The following is an 18,108-nucleotide window of genomic DNA, read 5'->3' on the forward strand; positions in this document are numbered from 1 at the left end:
TTACAAGTTTATTGCTGGTCATTGACGAGCCTCGCAATGGGAACACTTCTCGATTTATTGCTATGGTCAACTACAGGATTGTCACCAAATGTCATCGTATATGCGTCTGTCTTCCATTCCACCGACGTGGTCGAGCTCCAGAACTTCATTCCAACTTTTTCAACCGTCGGAAAATAGCGATAATCAATAGCGACTGGATCCGAGTTTCCCGTTGAAATGGCATACGATCCATAATCACCGAGAGAACGCAATTCCTCTATCGTAGGCAATCGCCATCCCGTCATGCCGCACAGTTTCATCAAATTGATTTGCGCAGCATAGAACAGGGTATTACAGTCCCTGGTCTCGCAATCTTCTTGCAGGCTAAAAGACGAGGCGCCACTAATAGAGCCATTGGTCTTGTTATCGCTGTCATACCAGTAAACGTTATTGCGCGCATACTGCAAAGTTCTAAAACTGTCTTTCACTTCCCAAATCAACCCAGTGACTTCGTCACGAACACAAGACCATTCCTTTTCGGGCGTAGTACTATCCCATGGAGTATTTTGGTCCGCTAGCGCTTGTCCATTTTGATTGAGCTTAGTATATGAGAAACCCGCTCTACCATCAGCGTCGGAATTGGCTGAGCTATCCCGTCCAAAAGCTTGGTCCTGCTGAGCTTCAACTACAGATCCCAACGATGGCTCAGCACGCGTAGACCCCGTATCATTCAAGGTCATCATCCCATGCCCAGACTCACTGTTTGCCAGAATTTTAAGAGACAATTTTTGTGATTCGTTGACCAATTTCAGGTCTTCGCTATCCGTGGAAAACAGAGTTAGTTCCAAGGTTTCATCTTTTTCATCGATACCATCATCGATAATTTCCAAAGTTAAATCAGCACTTATGGTTTTGGGAGGAACAACGAAACTATCGCCTGTAAAAACCTGACGCCCGTCCAAGTCAAACAAGGTATAGTCCGCGCGAAAAATCGCAAACGCATCGGAACCATCGAATTGCTCGAAAGATACCCAGCCAAGCCGGAACGGTGAGTCAATACCACTCGGCTTATCAAGAACCACCCTGATTGTGCGCTTCTCATTTGCTCGTTCTTCAATATTCTTTTCGCCAACAACGCTAAGTGTCGCATTTGGCGCATCATCATCATTATCTATAAGAACGACATTGTATGGATTATCCAGTTCGACACTGGTATTAGATAACTTCAATATGATGAACTCACGTCTCTCGTAAAGCTCGTCACCTTTGATAGACAACGTAATAAAAGCGTCTTTTTCACCCGCTTCAAACTTAAGCGTGCCCTTAGGTAAGCTGACATAGTCGTCGTCAGCTGTGGCTTCCTGAACCCTATTCAAATCCAATGTTTCTTGTGGTGACAGACTTTCGCTTTCCTTTAGCTGTGCAAGTGCTGACTCTAGAGAAACAATCTCATAGTCGACCTCAATATCACGCTTACGGACGGGGACTAGCGTTACTTTGACTTTTACCTCAGTCAGATCGCTATCACCCTCAATGACTTCTGCCTTATCTATGTAAATTCCGGGAACTTCGGGGGGAAGAGGTATGCGCGTACAGTCGAGCAAGCAAAAACTTATTAAAGCGAATATGCTTATCTTTATGGTTGTTCTGATCACAAAAGACCTCGCGCTGTATCGACTTCACCACTCGGGGTGGCTTGTAAAACTTATTGTTATAAATCCAAAAGGCCGGAAACTATACCATAATTAACTTGTTATTGCCTAATCACCGTTTTACCCTGGACAAACTCGGAAACTTACCATGTTTCAATAGCTTGGGTATAAACAGCAACTGAATAAAACTAACCATCAAGCACATTTCAACCTAAATTATGAGGATTAAAACAAGCTTTTCAGATACCCCAATAGCCGGATTTTTTTATATCCTATACACGTTTTTTTTTCAATCGCATATACATAATGAAAAACAATGACTTAAATAATAGAGACCTGCGCCATTTATGGCATCCGTGTACTCAGATGAAAGACCACGAGTGGCTGCCTGTTGTCCCTATCCGCTCAGGCAAAGGGGTATGGCTAGAGGATTTTGATGGCAAGCGCTATCTGGATGCCATTAGTTCCTGGTGGGTAAACCTGTTTGGTCACAGTAATCCGCGAATAAATGCCGCCATTAGGCATCAACTGGAAACGTTGGAGCATGTCTTACTCGCAGGTTTTTCCCATGAACCTGCAATAGCTCTTTCAGAAAGACTGGTTGAAGTATGCCCCCCAGGGTTAAACCGAGTTTTCTATGCCGACAATGGGTCCTCCGCCGTTGAAGTCGCTCTGAAAATGAGCTTTCACTATTGGAAAAACCTCGGTAGGAAGAAAACGCGCTTTGTCACCTTGAGTAACAGCTACCATGGCGAGACACTGGGTGCCCTTTCGGTCGGCGATGTCGCATTATATAAACAAACATACGAACCTCTTCTACTGCAAACTATTACCGTTCCCAGCCCTGATTGTTTCCTGCGCAAAGAAGGTATCGACTGGAAAGAACACAGTACAAACATGTTTTCGCACATGGAACAGACTCTGACGAAACACGCTAATGAGATATGTGCGGTCATCGTTGAGCCGCTAGTTCAATGTGCTGGTAATATGCGCATGTACCATCCGGTGTATTTATCGCTCTTGCGCGAAGCTTGTGATCGGTATGACGTGCACTTAATCGCGGATGAAATAGCGGTCGGCTTCGGTCGAACAGGTACGATGTTCGCCTGCGAACAGGCACAAATCACTCCCGATTTTATGTGTCTATCCAAAGGCTTAACCGCTGGTTATTTACCGTTATCAGCGGTAATAACTAGCGAGCAAGTCTATGAAGCTTTCTATGATGAGTATGAGAATCTCAACGCCTTTCTCCATTCACATAGTTACACCGGTAACCCATTAGGTTGTACCGCCGCGTTAGCCAGCCTCGATATCTTTGAACAAGACAAGGTAATCTCCAACAATCAGCATCTTGCAGCGTATATTGATAAAAGTACGCGCCACCTTCACGAGCATCCTAACGTAGCCGAAGTCCGTCATTGCGGCATGGTAACCGCCATTGAGATGGTTAAAAACAAAGCCACTCGTGAAGCATATGATTGGCGGGAACGCCGGGGACTCAAAGTTTACTCTCACGGGCTGGAGCGTGGAGTATTATTAAGGCCGCTTGGTAATGTTGTCTATTTCATGCCACCCTATGTGATAGGCAAAGAAGAAATCGACTTCATGGTTGAGGTTGCCAGCGAAGGAATAGAGATAGCGACACGTTCATGAACTTTCTGGCCCATTTCCATCTTAGCCACGACAATGCCGACTCGGTTATTGGAAGCCTACTCGGGGATTTCGTAAAAGGAAAAAAACTCGATGATTATCGGCTGCCTGTGAGTCAAGCCATCCAACTGCACCGGCGCATTGACGGATTCACTGATAGACACCCCTTAATCCTGCAAAGCAAGACCTACCTTCAACCCCCATATCGCCGATACGCCGGAATAGTTGTTGATATTTTATATGATTACTTCCTTCATCGACACTGGTCTACATTTTCAGATGCGCCGATTGGTGTGTTTACACAACAAATATATTCAAACTTAGCTCAGCAGAGCGAACAATGTCCGGATCATGTAAAAACTTTAATTACTCGGATGCGTCGTTATGACTGGCTCGGCTCGTATGCCGATTTAGAGGGTATATCAAGGGCGCTGCAAGGGGTAGGAAAGCGGCTGGGGGATAGGGTTCCGCTCGAAAAAGCGATACACCAACTCTCCCCCCATATGAACGATGTGGAACAAGACTTCCTTAATTTCTACCCTTTACTGTCTAAGTTTGTTCTGCAAGAAAAATCCAAACAAAGACCGTACGGCTATAATAATATCGAAAACAGTCGGCATTTAGATAAAACAGGCGGTGAACTGGGGGACGGGAGCAATGACAATTAGGCGACCGCTAGTCGCTACGATATGTCTATTCATATTTTGGCTCGCTTCGGCTTGTGGCGGGGGATCGCTAGATGAACCTCCTCGTATGCGCTCGCTCAAAATTGCCTCCCAAGACACCTCCTTCACCTTACGTATCGGCCAGACATTACAGTTAAACGCTGTTGCGAACTACAGCGACAATAGCAATAAAGTGTTAACAACCAGCGTCTCGTGGAAAAGCAGCAACGACAAGGTAGTTGCCGTCAATCAACTCGGAGAAATAAAAGCACTATCGTCTGGAAGCGCTGAAATTTCAGTCGTTGTACCCGGTACAAACAACCGCTTCCGCGACAAAGTAAAATACAGCGTGTCACCAACACTAAAGCGTATTGAAATATTGACGCCTGATGAAGCCCTACTGGAAGAGTCGACGATACGAATGCATGCCGTCGGGCACTACAGCAATAACACAACGGCCGATATTTCAGAAGTTGTTGCCTGGACGAGCGACTTTCCAGAACTCGCCACGTTTGAAGAAGGAAACGTGCTGCGCGGATTGCAGCTGGGAGAGGCTAGAGTCCGTGCCACCTATGAAAAACATGTTGGTGAACTATCGCTTGACATAGAACCCCTGTATGAACGGATAGAGCTAAAAATTGAGCGTAACATTTATAGAAAAAATGAACAATTCAATGCCCTCGTTATCGCACACAGAATTGATGGTACATCGCTAGACATAACAAATTACAGCGCCTTCGAAATCGAAAATGAATCTGAGAATTCAAACAATGTCATTATCGCTGACGAAGGAGATAACAACCATTTTTATGCAATAAACGCAGGTTCAACGAAAGTTCGTGCCTTATTCAAAGGTCGACTATCGGAAAGAACTATTATTGTACAACGAGAATTTAATCTTTACGTCAACGAAACACGAAACAACCGTATTGAACTACTTTGGGATCACGAAGCTGGTGAAACGTATACGCTCTTCTGGGATACCCAAAAAAACATGGTCAGTAAAACCGCCATTGAGGACATTCCCCTTGGACAATATGTACATGAGAATGTAGTCGACAGTAAGGTATATTATTATCAGGTCGTATCAAGCGATGGAATCGAAACGCCAGTTACCAAAGTAGTACCCTTTAAAAACCAATGGCGACAGCCTTTCAATCTGGAAAAAGGGAACATGCGTCCAGCGGTTGCCACTGTTGGTCTGGAGTCTTTCGTGATCGGCGGACAATCCCAAAACGTGACAGGTAATCCACTTACTTCAGCCCAAATCAGTTCACTACAACTTCCCTATCGAACAATTAATTCCTATTCTTCGCTCACATCGGGGCTAAGAGATGCCGTGGCATGTTCACATGACAACATTATTCACGTATTCGGTGGCAGCACCGAACAGGCCACTTCACAAGCTTTTGGCGAAATGCTTTCGCCATTGGCCAATAACAATATCCAGCGCTTTGATACCAGTACGCTAACCTGGCTACAAGCTTATAGCATGGAAATCTCGGCAACCTCTCGCGCTTGCGCTGTTCTTGGTGACACGATATATATTTCTGGAGGAAACAACGAGACAACAACGCTGGCAAACTTTTCAGCTTATGCCACATCAGACGGCACGATTAGCGCGCGTACACCTATGCCACAAGCACGTTCAGGCCATACCCTACTCGCGATTGACAATAAAATTTATGCGGTCGGCGGCCGTCACTTCGATGTCGTTTGGAATTTTTATACAGACGTTTCCTCTTATGATCCCGATAGTAATCAATGGAACAAAATCGGGGATTTGGCGACTCCTCGTTCAGATGCCGGAGTTACAGTGGTTAACGGCTTGATTTACGTATTTGGAGGAAGAAACGAGAACGGAGCACTTGTAAATGGAGAGGTTTTTAATCCCGTTGACGGTACTTCAACATCGCTACCAGACCTGCCTCGTCACCGTTATGGACACGTTGCCCTGATGAAAGACAATGTCGTTTATTTACTAGGGGGTGGACGCAGCGAAAACGCACTGTATCAGGACGTAGAGCAATTTAATCTCGAAAACCAACAATGGCTCATTAAGTCGGAGATTCCCTATTTGAATGATGGGGTCCAGCTTTACGAAAGCGCGTCTACAGAAAACAAACTCGTCGTCTTTGCCCGGTATGGTAGCTCTACAGGTTTTGAAGATCACATAGATATTTACGACAGCAAAAAGAATTCCTGGTCTACAGGACCAAGAAACCTAACATCTAGAGTTTTCATGGCTACCACGTCTCACAACAATAAAATTTATGCCATTGGTGGAAAGACAAGCAACGGTAACGATGCGAAGGATACGGTAGAAATTTATGACAGTGAATCCAATTCCTGGCATTTCGCTGAACCGCTACCCGCTGAACGAAAATTCGCTGCGGCTTGCACACTTGATGGAAAAATTTATGTTACAGGCGGCAGGGACTCAAACAATATTGTACATGCGTCTGTTTTTCGATTTAACCCAATAGACAACTCCTGGGCCGAGCTCAGCCCCATGAAGCTACCGAGATTCAATCACCGCTGCGTTGCGTTACAAGGGCGAATTTATGTTGTTGGCGGAGAAGCTCTGATATCCAATCAAGTAAACCTTTCCGCCTCGATGGAGCTCTATGAGCCTTTGGGTGATTTCTGGCAAACAGGTGCTAGCTTGCGTATTCCGAGAACAGGCTTTTCTATGGAAATGATCAATAACAATTTGTACGTTTTTGGGGGGAGGGTGAAAACTTCAGGAAATGACGCATTCACCGATACGATCGCAGTGTATTCACCTTATGCCAGAAAATGGAACGATGGTGCTAACCCGAATCCACAACCGGAAGATAACTTTTTTCCTTTCCGAACGCCAATTAGTTTCACGAAGGAAAGACTACACCCTCACGCACACTTTATTGGCAATGAGTTATTCCTCTTTGGTGGGCAGGAATACAACAGCGCTGATATAAATATTCTGCATTAAAAAAAACGGCCTCCATCAGGAGGCCACAGTCGCAGATTGCTTATGGGGTGGGTCATGTAGATAACACATTATCACCCTCCCCATACGATGAAAAGACCCATTCTGTAACACTATGTAAGAGAAAAAGACGCCCGGTTGTTCTCCAGACGTCCTGTTACAATTGCGTAAAAATTGAATTTCGATTAGTCGCTGTAACTTCTTATTGTCACACTGATTACATTCACTGCAGTATTACTATTGGCATCTCTCATTGATACATTTACGGTTCCTGTGTTCTTAGCCGTAAGTAATCCATTACTGTCAATAGTTGCTCGCGATGTATCATCAACCGTCCAAGCCAAGCTACCTGCACCTATACCAGTGAATTGCAGCGTTCTACCCACTCTAATAGACGTAGTGGATGGTTGATTAATTTGGACCTGAGATACCGTAATCACAATAGTATCCGAACGACCGAATGGATCTACTGCGGCTATCGTCGCAGTTCCCACAGCTTTTGCGGTAACCATTCCTGTTGCATCGACTGCAACGACACCGGTACCAGATTTAACCACCCAGACAATTTTTCCATTACCACCGCTAGCAGTTAACTGTGTTTTATTGACATTTACACCAAGCCAAATCGTTGTGTTTACGCTTTGGCTGATTACAACCACCTGAACGGGGGTGATCGTTAACGCAATAGTCTTGGTATTACCTAAACCGTCGGTTAGCGTGACGGTAATATCGCCCGATTTTAATGCTGTCAACACACCGGTATCTGGATTTACTGATGCCGATCCTGTTCCGGATACTGTGTAAGTTACCGCTCCACTGGCGTTCGTTGTTAATAGCACCGAATCCAATTCCGCTACAGAATAACTTGTGGCCGACAGACTGAGAACCTGCACAGTAACCTGGGTGACAGCTACATTACCAATCGTGTCCTTTACCATGACCGTCGCAGTACCGCTGCTGACCGCCGTGACTAAACCAAACTGGTCAACGGTTATTATCGATTGGTCGTTTACACTCCACACATATGGTGCGATTCCACCACTGGCGGTGAACTGAGTCGTGTTTGCACTTCCTTTCCACAAAGTTTGAATACCGTTTCCAATGAGTAACGGTGAAAGCGCCTCAACTTGTACGGCGATGCTCGTCGTATTTCCAATTTCATCAAAAGCGTATACGTTGACAATTCCCGCCGCCTTCGCATTGAGTAATCCGCCTTGGGAAATACCGGCAATTGTTGCATTATCGACGAACCAATTTACCGAACCAAATCCATTTGAAGAAAGTTGCAAGGAGTCGAAAACTCGAACTGAGCTACTGGGAGTACTAATAGCGAATTTTTTCACCGTTAGCATCATAGAAGCTGTATTTCCTACACTGTCGTTGACCGATATTTTTACATTACCTGGTTGGGACGCAGTCACCAGTCCTGTAGAAGCATCGACAGAAGCAACACTAGGATTATCTGAAACCCAAGTATAAACCGGTTGACCATTGTTCGCTGACAATAGAATTGTATTACGATTATTGTTACCTATCCAAAGCTCCGAATACGTCGTTGCTGCTATGGCTATGGGCAAGCTGTTGACTTGCAAATTCTTAGACGAAGCGGAAACCCCATTTTCATCCACCACTGTGACGACAATATTACCAGCAGAAAGCGCAGTAAGCTCCATTGTTGCAGGATTTACGCTCGCGCTACCAGTTCCAGTAACATTCCACAGAAGAGTATTACTAGGTGATAGAACGTTGAATTTTATCGTTTGCCCTGTACTCAACGCATCAACTGGTGATGAGACAAATAATTTGTTTACACGGACCTTCAATGATGCGGAATTTCCTAGCGCGTCAATAACAACGATAATTGCAGTACGAGATGCATCAGCAACACTAGACGGTGTGAAATTAACAGCCGAAACTTTACCGTTCGCGTCAACAGATACGATATCAGACGTCGCACTTATCCAATTGAATGGTGCAGCACCACCTGCAACGAATAGTTGCATTGGCGTAACATTGCCCACCCATATAGTATCTGTTACCGGCGTCTGAATTGAAATAGACGCATTATTCACTATAATAACCAAGGTATCCAATTGCCCGAGGGCGTTACTGGCGATGATTGTAGTAGTGCCTATACCTACTGCTGTTAATAAGCCTGTCTCTGAGATGGTAGCAACAGCCGTATTACTTGATGCCCAAGTGATCGTTCCTGCCACAGAGGTTGTCTGAAGTTGCAATACTTCGTTAATGAGCAAACTGGTAGAAAGAGGCGAAGCAATTGCAACACTTTGAGACGCAACAGAGATCGCAGGCGTAACGTACTCAAGTACGCTAGATGCACTAGTATCCATTACAGCCAGCTGAAAATTTCCAGAGGTTAATGCCTTAACGGATACGCTACGACTCATAGGGTCAAGCATCTGTAGGCTAACCGCATTTGCGTTCCCAAGCACTTTCCATTCAAAAGGGCCTATGCCACCAAGCACATTCACCTGGATGGTGTCGTTAACCAACAGGACCGTATTGGACGCAACGTCTGCCGAAATATCAGTAACAAACACGTGCATCACGTTACTCACTGCACCGTTTGCATCAGTGGCAACAAGCTGCGTTTCGCCAATTTTGGTTGCTGAAAACCATGTATCTACAACACTACCCACTTCCTGATTACTTGACTGCCAGGTATAAGGCGCAACTCCGCCTTTGATAATCACTTCCAGTTGCTGACCAGAGGCAATGTAAACATTGTCTGGTCCAATAGAAAAATCCGGTGTAATCAAAGGCGAAAAGCCACTAAGCACTACGTTGTCTTCTGGGAAGGTTTGTGTACCAAATTCGTCAGACCATCCATTAGACGGAGTATTTTCAATTGCAAGAGCCGCGCTTACTACTCCTGAAGTAGAAACGTTTTGGGCAAGTGCGCCAACTTTACGCGCGCTACCTAGAACCGCTTGCTTCAAGTCATTTGCTTTTAGATTGTTATCCTGCGAATAGATAAGACTGACAACGCCGGTGACGATAGCAGCAGATGCCGATGTACCACTCAATATACCGTAGCCGGCTGGGTACCCTTCCATTTTTTGATTCATAACATATGAGCTATAAATACCAACCCCAGGCGCAGCAATATTGGCTTTGTGCGCACTATAGTTGCTGAAACTTGCCATTTGCAGCGACTCATTTGTTGAGGCAACACTGATTACGTTGTCTAACTCGAAAGATGCGGGATAAATAGCATGCTCATCCAGGCTATGACCATTGTTACCTACAGATGCCACAACCAGATGACCTTCAAGCCCAGCCATTTCGATAGCATCAAACAACGCGAGCGAAAAAACATCCGTTCCCCAGCTTAGATTGGAAACAACCGCACCATTGTCGATTGCATATTCGAGCGCCTTTACTGCGGTAAAAACTGTTCCTTGACCGGCATTGTTAAGAAACTTTACGGCCAGTATTCTTGCCCTTCCATTTATACCCGCTATACCTTCGCCGTTATTGCTCCGTGCTCCAATAATTCCAGCGATATGCGTCCCGTGACCATTATCGTCTTGTGTTTGATTAGTATTTGACTGAAAATTCCACCCATTGATATCGTCAACAAATCCATTACCGTCGTCGTCAATTTCGTTTCCTGCAATTTCAGCTGTATTCACCCAGATATTTTCTTTCAAGTCAGGATGATTTAAATCAATACCAGTATCTAACACAGCTACAACTACGGGTGCACCGGTTTGTGTATCCCACGCTAGTGGTGCGTCAATATCAGGATCGACTGTGCCTTCAGGAGCGTTGCGGTCCAAATAGTATTGCAGGCTAAAGTCGACATCATTAGGAGTAGCATGGGAGTAAACAAAGACATTGCCCTCAATGGCCAATATAGAACTGTAACTTTGCGCCTTTGTCCGCGCATCGTTCAACGTGCTTGTTTCATCTTTAAGAATTACACGAAACCAACGAGGCGCAAGCTTCCCCATTGCACCCGCCTCTTTCAGTCCCAAGGCATCCAGAATTCTTGCTCGCTCGCCTTCGTCAGCGCTGACCGCCGCGTCAAACTTCAGCAGCAAACCATCCAATTGGCTATCGGCTGACTTGGCAGTTGACCTCTTCATATTAGGGAGCGGCTCGCCAAAACCACATGCGGTTAAATGCGCCAGAATTATAGACAATGCAATAATTCGGGTAGCACTGGCGATAACGTCGTAAAAAGTTTTCATGACAGTAATCCTGTTTGTTAGGTGCAAATCAAGATTATTGTTTTTGTAGGAGGCTCCAATTCCGCGGAGCAACTAGTAGGGCAACAGGGGTAAATACTGGGGTATTTTGCTTGTCGAAAATTAAGGGGGGATTAACCTTACATAAAGCACATAACAATATGTGATATATGATATTTTATCTACTTATTTTGCGGCAATCTTTACAAAATTGGGAGATTCTTAAAGCTGAGACCTATAAAGGGTAGAATGTAGTGGCTCTTCTCAGCGATATCTTACACCAGCCAATCCGCACACTTTTAGACAAAAAAGGCCTAGCATTTTCATGCTAAGCCTTTGATTTATATGGTGCCGACACCCGGATTCGAACTGGGGACCTACTGATTACAAGTCAGTTGCTCTACCAACTGAGCTATGTCGGCGAAAAAGAGCCGTAATTCTATATATTTACGTCGCGCTAAGCAAGCCCCTCACTTACATTCTATCGAATTGATTAATAAGTCTTTTTTACCTTCGATCAAGTTTTTCCATTCATTTTCCGCTGGTTCGTTGGATTTCTGCATGCGCATGTCCACGCGATACTGTCGTTCAACGTTATATCGGACAGACATTTTTGGCTGGTATCCAAGCCCTTTAACCTTAGCTACACGCTCTTCTGCCGTTTTCTTATAATGAAAAACGCCGAGAGATAAGGCCCACTTCGGCTTGGACTTGACCACAACCGCAACATCTTTTAGGCCTTTTAATTTAATTTCTTCCGCCTTGAGACGCGCCAATGCAAGACTCCGCTCAGGTTCAAGATAGACCCAATATCCGATCTTTTCACGTTTCATTTTTGTCCCAATTCTGCTCTCGATTTCACGCTTCCCCACTTGGAAGGCAAATTGGTTTGCGTCATTCTTGGTTTTGAATGGCCCAGCGCTGTAACAGACAACTTCATCGACAGACTCAGACCCCTGCTCCTCAACAACGGCTGTTGTCGGCTCTTCTACCAATTCGCTATTTTTAGGTGTCGCGCGATCTACTAAATGCGATGTGTTGGGAGATTCCACTTTTATCTTCTCGTTATGCGGAATAGCGTGATTTGTATTTTTGCTTGTCGTGTTCTCAACAGAAGGCGTTGGTTCTACAGGTTTATGAACTTTACCTTCCGATTTATGTACCTTACCTTCTTCGTGTGCCTCGTCTTTCGCTATCGGCACACCGTCAGCTTTCTTTCCTCCCATCGCAAGAATTTCGGTCTCAGCCTGCTTCATTGCTTCCGTCTTGTCGGAGTCTGCTATACCGACATCACCTTGCGATTGCTCTCCCACCAGCTTGAGTTGGTTCAAATCAGATAGCTCTGTTTTATCCTCCATATCTGTTGGCGCAGTCAAAATAGAAACAATACTTATCCCCATTACCAGCACAAGCAGTAAAAGACTCATCAACTTAAGTATTTTTCGCTTTTGACTTGCTAACATCATTGCGTTCCAGAAATGATTTCCAAAATGCCTTCAAACAACAGAAGGGGAACATGATTCACTTTTATTGGCAAATGCTTTACCACAGCGGGGGCATCGCCACCGGTAACAATACACTCAACCGGATCGCCAAAGTCCGCTTGAATAGACTTTGCTAACTTCTCAATAGTCGCTATACACGCAAGTAAGCCGGCATTCCTGACACAGGTATCGGTTGAATCGCCTGGTTCGATACTGTCAAAATCGGTTCGCGTTGTTCTCACTTCTGCGGTATTCTCATTCAAAATACTTTGCATGAGTCTCAACCCCGGAAGAATATAGCCGCCAATATGTCTGCCATCTTTGCGTAGAATATCAAGCGTGGTTGCCGTTCCACAGCTAACGACAAGTACATTTGCTTTCGCCTTCGCTCTGGCAGCAACCAACCCCAACCAACGATCAACTCCCAGAAGCTCAAATTGCTTGTATGCATTTTCTACACCGCATTGAATTGCCTCGGATTTTAGAAATTTAACATCAATGGCAAAACGTTGGCTCAAATAGGATTTAATTTGCGCATTTTCATTATTGCTTCTTACACTGGCGATCACGCACTTGGTCGGAACGACAACCAAATCATCCCACACTCTTAATAATGTTGCCTGAATATCGTTGTCTATAGGGAAAGCAGATGAGTCGAGCAAAGATAATCCGTCGCTCGTACAAAATTTTAGGCGGGTATTACCAATGTCTAAAAACAAATACATGAATAAGCAATTAGTCTGAGAAATATGTGATCAAGAGATAATAACAAGGTGTGGTGGATAGAAAAAGAGCACCTTATACAGTGCGAACCGAGACATCACCTGATAATAGTCGCTGCACTGTCCCTTCAAACTTTACAAGCAATGCTCCCGATTCGTCTATGCCTTTTGCAATACCTTGTCGGGAACTGTCGTGGTCGCAGATATCGATCGGCTTGTTGTACAGATAATCATATTGCTTCCATTGTTCTCGGAATGGCTCAAATCCGACTTGTTCAAATTCGTCGACTTTTTCGACTAGATGATCAAGTACCAAGCCAACCAATACGTTGCGGGAAATAGTACCGTTGAATATGCTGCTTAAATCTATCCAAGGCTGGTCAATCTGCTGAGAGATTGATGGCGGCATGTTTACATTGATACCTATCCCTATCACAAGATGACATGGACCAGATGCCTCACCTGCCAGCTCGATCAGAATTCCAGCAAGCTTTTGGCCTTCATAGTAGATATCGTTTGGCCATTTTATCTTTAAACCGGTTGCCCCCTGGCGTTCCAGCGCACTCACTACAGCGATTGCTACGACGAGGCTCAAGCCCTCTATCGCATTGATCCCTTTTGCAAACTGCCAGGATAACGACATATAGATATTTGCGCCAAAGGGTGAAACCCATGCTCGCCCTCTCCGCCCCCTGCCCGACGTCTGTCTTTCGGCAAGACAGGCGCTCGCTTTTTCGGGTGTATTGCCGCGTTTTTGCATTAAGTAACGATTTGTGGAATCAACCTCTTCCAAAATCGTTAGATTCAATTGGGAGTTTCGGATAAATGAGCGAATGCGTTTCTCGTCTAGTAATTCCAGCGGTTCAGCAAGTCGATAGCCTTTACCCTGAACAGAGAAAACTTCCAATCCCATTTCACGAATAGCTTGAATCTGATGCCAAACAGCCGTACGACTAATACCAAATTGTTGCCCCAGTTTCTGGCCAGACCAAAACTTTCCGTCTGCCAGCACCTTGAGTACGTCATAGGCCTTCATGAGATTAGGGTTGATTAGCGAGCGGGGAGAGAAAAACTTGCACTACTTTGTCGACGTCTGTTGGTATAGTCACTTTAATCTGCGTCGTTTCCATTCCATCTGCAAATACGGTAATGACATACAAGCCTTTGGTTCGGAAGTACAGAGTAGCCAGCCCATCAGAGCCTGTTATAACGTCATTATTATCAATACTGCTGACTTTGGCCCCCGCCAAAGCTTGGCCGTCGCTGGAATTGATTTGAACCGACATTGAGTACGCCGACCACTTACCCGCGCCTAAGCCAGCACAAGCAGAGGTAGCGAAAACAATTATCAATAACAAAACAATACGTGATATGGACAAGCTATCTCCTAAGGCCTTACCCGATAGGACCATGACAATTCTAAACCCGTCAGGCGCGGAACTATAGCACAAATATATCCATTGGAATTAGTCAAAATAAGGAAGACTGTACAGAGTCAGTCATATCAATTTCAACTTGAAAATTATGGAGTATGAACAGATATGCGACCTTATAATTTTCAATTTGGGAATATCTTTTATCTCGCAATTGGCAAAACGCGAATCCAGCCCTTCGCTGGAAGTATTCATCCTCTCCGAGCAACTCAACTCGATAAACTACTTTGTCTGATCACAAAATTCCTGTCCATCAAGCCAACTAGCCAAAATCGCATGTGATGTCGATTCTTTGAACGCCAGAACACAGGTGTCCTCCTCGGCAGCCAGAAGTATGCAATCGAACACGATCAGCTCATCTCGGCGAAAGGCATGTATAACCACTTTTTCGCCAGGGCTAAAGGTTTTTATTAATTTTTCAAAATTGTCTTGTGCAACTTTAAGGTGATCAATGGCGACAATGACATCTCCCGCAGCTAATCCACAACCGTGGGCTGCCCCGCCCTCGAACACATTGGCAATTCTTATACCCTCACCTGCGGACTGTGTTCGTATGCCAAGACTCGCGGTCGGCAATTGCGCTGGTTCCTTGTCCACGCCACCAAAGTCCGCTTGCCCGTCAGCAACTCGCAGCGTTAGAGTCACGCCAAAACTTTCAAGCGTCTCCCGTAGCGGAAGCTCTTCCGTCGAATATAAATAGCGTTTCAAAAACTCACTTACGTCAACACCGGTAGCCCGCAATACAATATTCTCCATCGCATCTTCTTCCACGCCCAGGCCTTTTTTAGCGTATTCGGTCCAAAGGATACGTACCACATCATCAAGGCTACGCGTGTGCTCACTCTCTATGCGTATATACAAATCAAGGCACAAACAAAGCAAAGCGCCTTTGGTGTAATAACTCACTATGGCGTTTGGAGCATTTTCATCTTGTTTATAGAATTTCGTCCACGTGTCAAAACTGGAATCGGCTATGGTTTGCTTCAACCTCCCCTTCGCACTCAATACACGCGAAATATTACGAGAAATGAGTTGTAGATATGTTTTTCTATCGATCAGACCCGCGCGCACAAGCGACAAATCATCATAATAAGAGGTTGCACCTTCAAACCACCAAAGCAAACTGGTATGAACTTCCTGTTCAAGCTGACAGGGAAGAAACACAGCTGGCTTGATTCGCTTTACGTTCCAGGCATGAAAGTATTCGTGGCTACACAAGCCCAGAAATCCGCAATACGCTTCTGATACCGCAACTTCGCCAACAAGGGGTAAATCTGCTCGGCTACACATTAAACTGGTCGAAGCCCTATGTTCCAGGCCGCCATAGCCAGAACCTACCACCATGACCTGAAAAAGATAGCGTTTAAACGGTGGAGGTTCGCAGAACATCCCAATATGCAGTTCACAAACCTTCAAAAGATCACGACATATTCGTTCTATATCGGGTTTACAGCGGCCGGTAATAACAATGTCGTGTCTTACGCCAGCCGCTTCAAACGAACCCGTCTGGAAATTACCGATCTCGACCGGGTGATCTATGAGCTCTTCATAATCGGCTGCGTGATAACGACCAAACTCCCAATCATCGGCATCCAATGGTGTCAACGTCGTGGCAAGCCTCCAAGAAGCTAGTGTCGCAATTGTTGGCGGTTCGATTTCCACTGCGCATGATTGCCTATCTTTTCCATGAATTCTTACAAAGACGCTACTTCCGTTGAAATAGGCGTGAGTCATATCAAAATGCGCGGTTCGTACTGACAAATCCCAGGCATATACTTCATAGCTGATCGTCAACATCTCTGCGGTCGATTCGGATTGCCAGGTCTGCTTATCCAGCTTTTTAAGACTCAACAGAGAGCCGCCAGCATAGGCATGTATTTGGATAATGTTTTTCGCAAATTCGCGAATCATATAGCTACCAGGTATCCAGGCTGGAAGCGAGAACACTTGGCCGTTTGGGTCAGGATTCCTAATCGTGCAGCTTACTTCAAAGATATGTGCCGCTGGGTCTTTCAACTTCAGCACATAGGTGACATCAAATTCTTCGTTCATGCCTATCCATAGTCAGGTGATCTATCGGCTAGCCCGTTCGAGTATCGCGACAAGCGTGTCCTCTCGCATACGCTTGGCTAGACTAATTGCTGTATCACCATCTGAATTCTTCAACAATGGATCGGCACCATTTTTCAATAGCAGTTGCACTATCCCTTCCTGAACATCACTTACAGCAATAAATAGCGCCGTATATCCCGAGTTTGTTTGAGAGTTCACATTTGCGCCAGCTTTGATCAATTGCTTAATGATACCGTCGTCGCCTCTCGCGCACGCCGCTATCAGCGCGGTATCACCCAATGCTGACGCCTTATTGGGATCGGCACCTTTTTTTAACAGCAGCTCAACGATTTTCGCATGCCCATCCTGCGCCGCCAGCATCAACGCAGTAACCCCTTCATAGCGTTCAAAAACAGCATTAGGATCGGCACCTTTATCAAGAAGCACTTTAACAACGGGGATATCACCGCTTCCCGCTGCCGTAATAATTAGAGGTGCGCCAAAACGATTTTTCGCGTTAGGGTCGGCTCCCGACTGTATCAACAACTCAGCGATATTGATCTGCCGCTTAACCAATGACAAAAACGTTACCGGGTCACCGTCTTTGTTTTTGGTATTCGGATCTGCGCCTTCTTTTAATAGCTGTTTCACCCGGTTCACATCACCAGACTCGGCAGCGACAAGCAAACGTCCATCCGCAAACGCGAGGTTTGAACTCGCAGAAAAAAATAGAACAATAAAGAAAACAAGCAGCTTGTTTTTCATCTTATGCGACTCTTGACTTAGGGAATTCATCAATGTCCATTCAAACACCATACGCCACAGCTTATGCCAAGCCTATGCCAGTTTACTGTTAGTGCACCCTCACCATGTAGATATCACAGGGAGTCCCATGCAGAACTGCACTTGCAGTTGAACCCAGCAGTCGAGCTATTCCATGACGTCCATGCGTTCCCATTACGATTAAATCGACTTTTTCCTGCTCTATTTTCTGAAAGATTTGCCCTTTTATTGAGCCGACTTCAACGAATACTGCGACGGAATTCAGACCATTTCTTTTCAACAAATCCGCGAGAAACTTCTCAGCACGATCCACCAAAGCAGCCTCCAAATCGACATAAACATCCGGCAATACGTAATTGGAATCTGTGATGACGGGTTCCACCACGTGAATTACACTGATAGCCGCACCGGATTGGGCCGCTATCTCTTTTGCCTTTTCGATTACTTGTTGGGACTCTGGAGACAAGTCCAGCGCTACCAGAATACTAGTTGCCATATCTATT

The 18,108-nt window shown here is 45.2% G+C and carries 12 protein-coding genes and 1 tRNA gene; 3 read left to right on the top strand and 10 right to left on the bottom strand.

Annotation, left to right across the window (positions count from 1 at the left end; translation table 11 throughout):
* Positions 1–8: 8 nt before the first annotated feature.
* Positions 9–1,634 carry a DUF1566 domain-containing protein gene (locus OEZ43_17115; protein ID MDH5547308.1) on the bottom strand — a complete coding sequence of 542 codons (1,626 nt, stop codon included), beginning with the start codon at positions 1,632–1,634 and terminating at the stop codon, positions 9–11.
* 303 nt (positions 1,635–1,937) lie between these two features.
* Here OEZ43_17115 and OEZ43_17120 point away from each other — a divergent pair, with 303 nt between their 5' ends.
* The 3 genes from OEZ43_17120 (at position 1,938) to OEZ43_17130 (ending at position 6,920) form a co-directional block, all read left to right on the top strand.
* Positions 1,938–3,284, top strand: coding sequence for an adenosylmethionine--8-amino-7-oxononanoate transaminase (locus tag OEZ43_17120; protein ID MDH5547309.1), 1,347 nt, complete (start codon positions 1,938–1,940; stop codon positions 3,282–3,284).
* Entirely contained in the window at positions 3,281–3,949 is a 669-nt protein-coding gene (locus tag OEZ43_17125) for an ACP phosphodiesterase (GenBank protein MDH5547310.1), read from the top strand. The genes OEZ43_17120 and OEZ43_17125 overlap by 4 nt, the downstream gene beginning before the upstream one ends.
* A gap of 85 nt (positions 3,950–4,034) precedes the next feature.
* Positions 4,035–6,920, top strand: a complete 2,886-nt coding sequence (locus tag OEZ43_17130; GenBank protein ID MDH5547311.1) for an Ig-like domain-containing protein — start codon at positions 4,035–4,037, stop codon at positions 6,918–6,920.
* A 182-nt stretch (positions 6,921–7,102) separates the two neighbouring features.
* Here OEZ43_17130 and OEZ43_17135 read toward each other — a convergent pair whose 3' ends face one another.
* From OEZ43_17135 to OEZ43_17175, 9 genes are all read right to left on the bottom strand, one after another.
* Positions 7,103–11,134, bottom strand: a complete 4,032-nt coding sequence (locus OEZ43_17135; protein ID MDH5547312.1) for a S8 family serine peptidase — start codon at positions 11,132–11,134, stop codon at positions 7,103–7,105.
* Between the two features lie 343 nt (positions 11,135–11,477).
* Positions 11,478–11,553, bottom strand: a tRNA-Thr gene (locus OEZ43_17140).
* A gap of 48 nt (positions 11,554–11,601) precedes the next feature.
* Positions 11,602–12,597 (bottom strand): hypothetical protein, encoded by a 996-nt coding sequence (locus OEZ43_17145; GenBank protein ID MDH5547313.1) that lies wholly within the window; start codon positions 12,595–12,597, stop codon positions 11,602–11,604.
* Positions 12,594–13,340 (bottom strand): type III pantothenate kinase, encoded by a 747-nt coding sequence (locus tag OEZ43_17150; GenBank protein MDH5547314.1) that lies wholly within the window; start codon positions 13,338–13,340, stop codon positions 12,594–12,596. Before OEZ43_17150 ends, OEZ43_17145 begins: the two co-directional genes overlap by 4 nt.
* 73 nt (positions 13,341–13,413) lie before the next feature.
* Entirely contained in the window at positions 13,414–14,373 is a 960-nt protein-coding gene (gene birA / locus OEZ43_17155) for a bifunctional biotin--[acetyl-CoA-carboxylase] ligase/biotin operon repressor BirA (GenBank protein MDH5547315.1), read from the bottom strand.
* Between the two features lie 4 nt (positions 14,374–14,377).
* Positions 14,378–14,716: a hypothetical protein gene (locus OEZ43_17160; protein ID MDH5547316.1), complete on the bottom strand. Its 339-nt coding sequence runs from the start codon at positions 14,714–14,716 to the stop codon at positions 14,378–14,380.
* Between the two features lie 276 nt (positions 14,717–14,992).
* Complete coding sequence (locus OEZ43_17165; protein ID MDH5547317.1) at positions 14,993–16,822, bottom strand: PDZ domain-containing protein; 1,830 nt, start codon at positions 16,820–16,822, stop codon at positions 14,993–14,995.
* 21 nt (positions 16,823–16,843) lie between these two features.
* Positions 16,844–17,587 (bottom strand): ankyrin repeat domain-containing protein, encoded by a 744-nt coding sequence (locus OEZ43_17170; GenBank protein MDH5547318.1) that lies wholly within the window; start codon positions 17,585–17,587, stop codon positions 16,844–16,846.
* 88 nt (positions 17,588–17,675) lie between these two features.
* Positions 17,676–18,101: a universal stress protein gene (locus tag OEZ43_17175; protein MDH5547319.1), complete on the bottom strand. Its 426-nt coding sequence runs from the start codon at positions 18,099–18,101 to the stop codon at positions 17,676–17,678.
* Positions 18,102–18,108 lie beyond the last annotated feature (7 nt).

It is taken from the genome of Gammaproteobacteria bacterium, from assembly GCA_029881255.1.
GTDB lineage: Bacteria > Pseudomonadota > Gammaproteobacteria > S012-40 > S012-40 > JAOUMY01.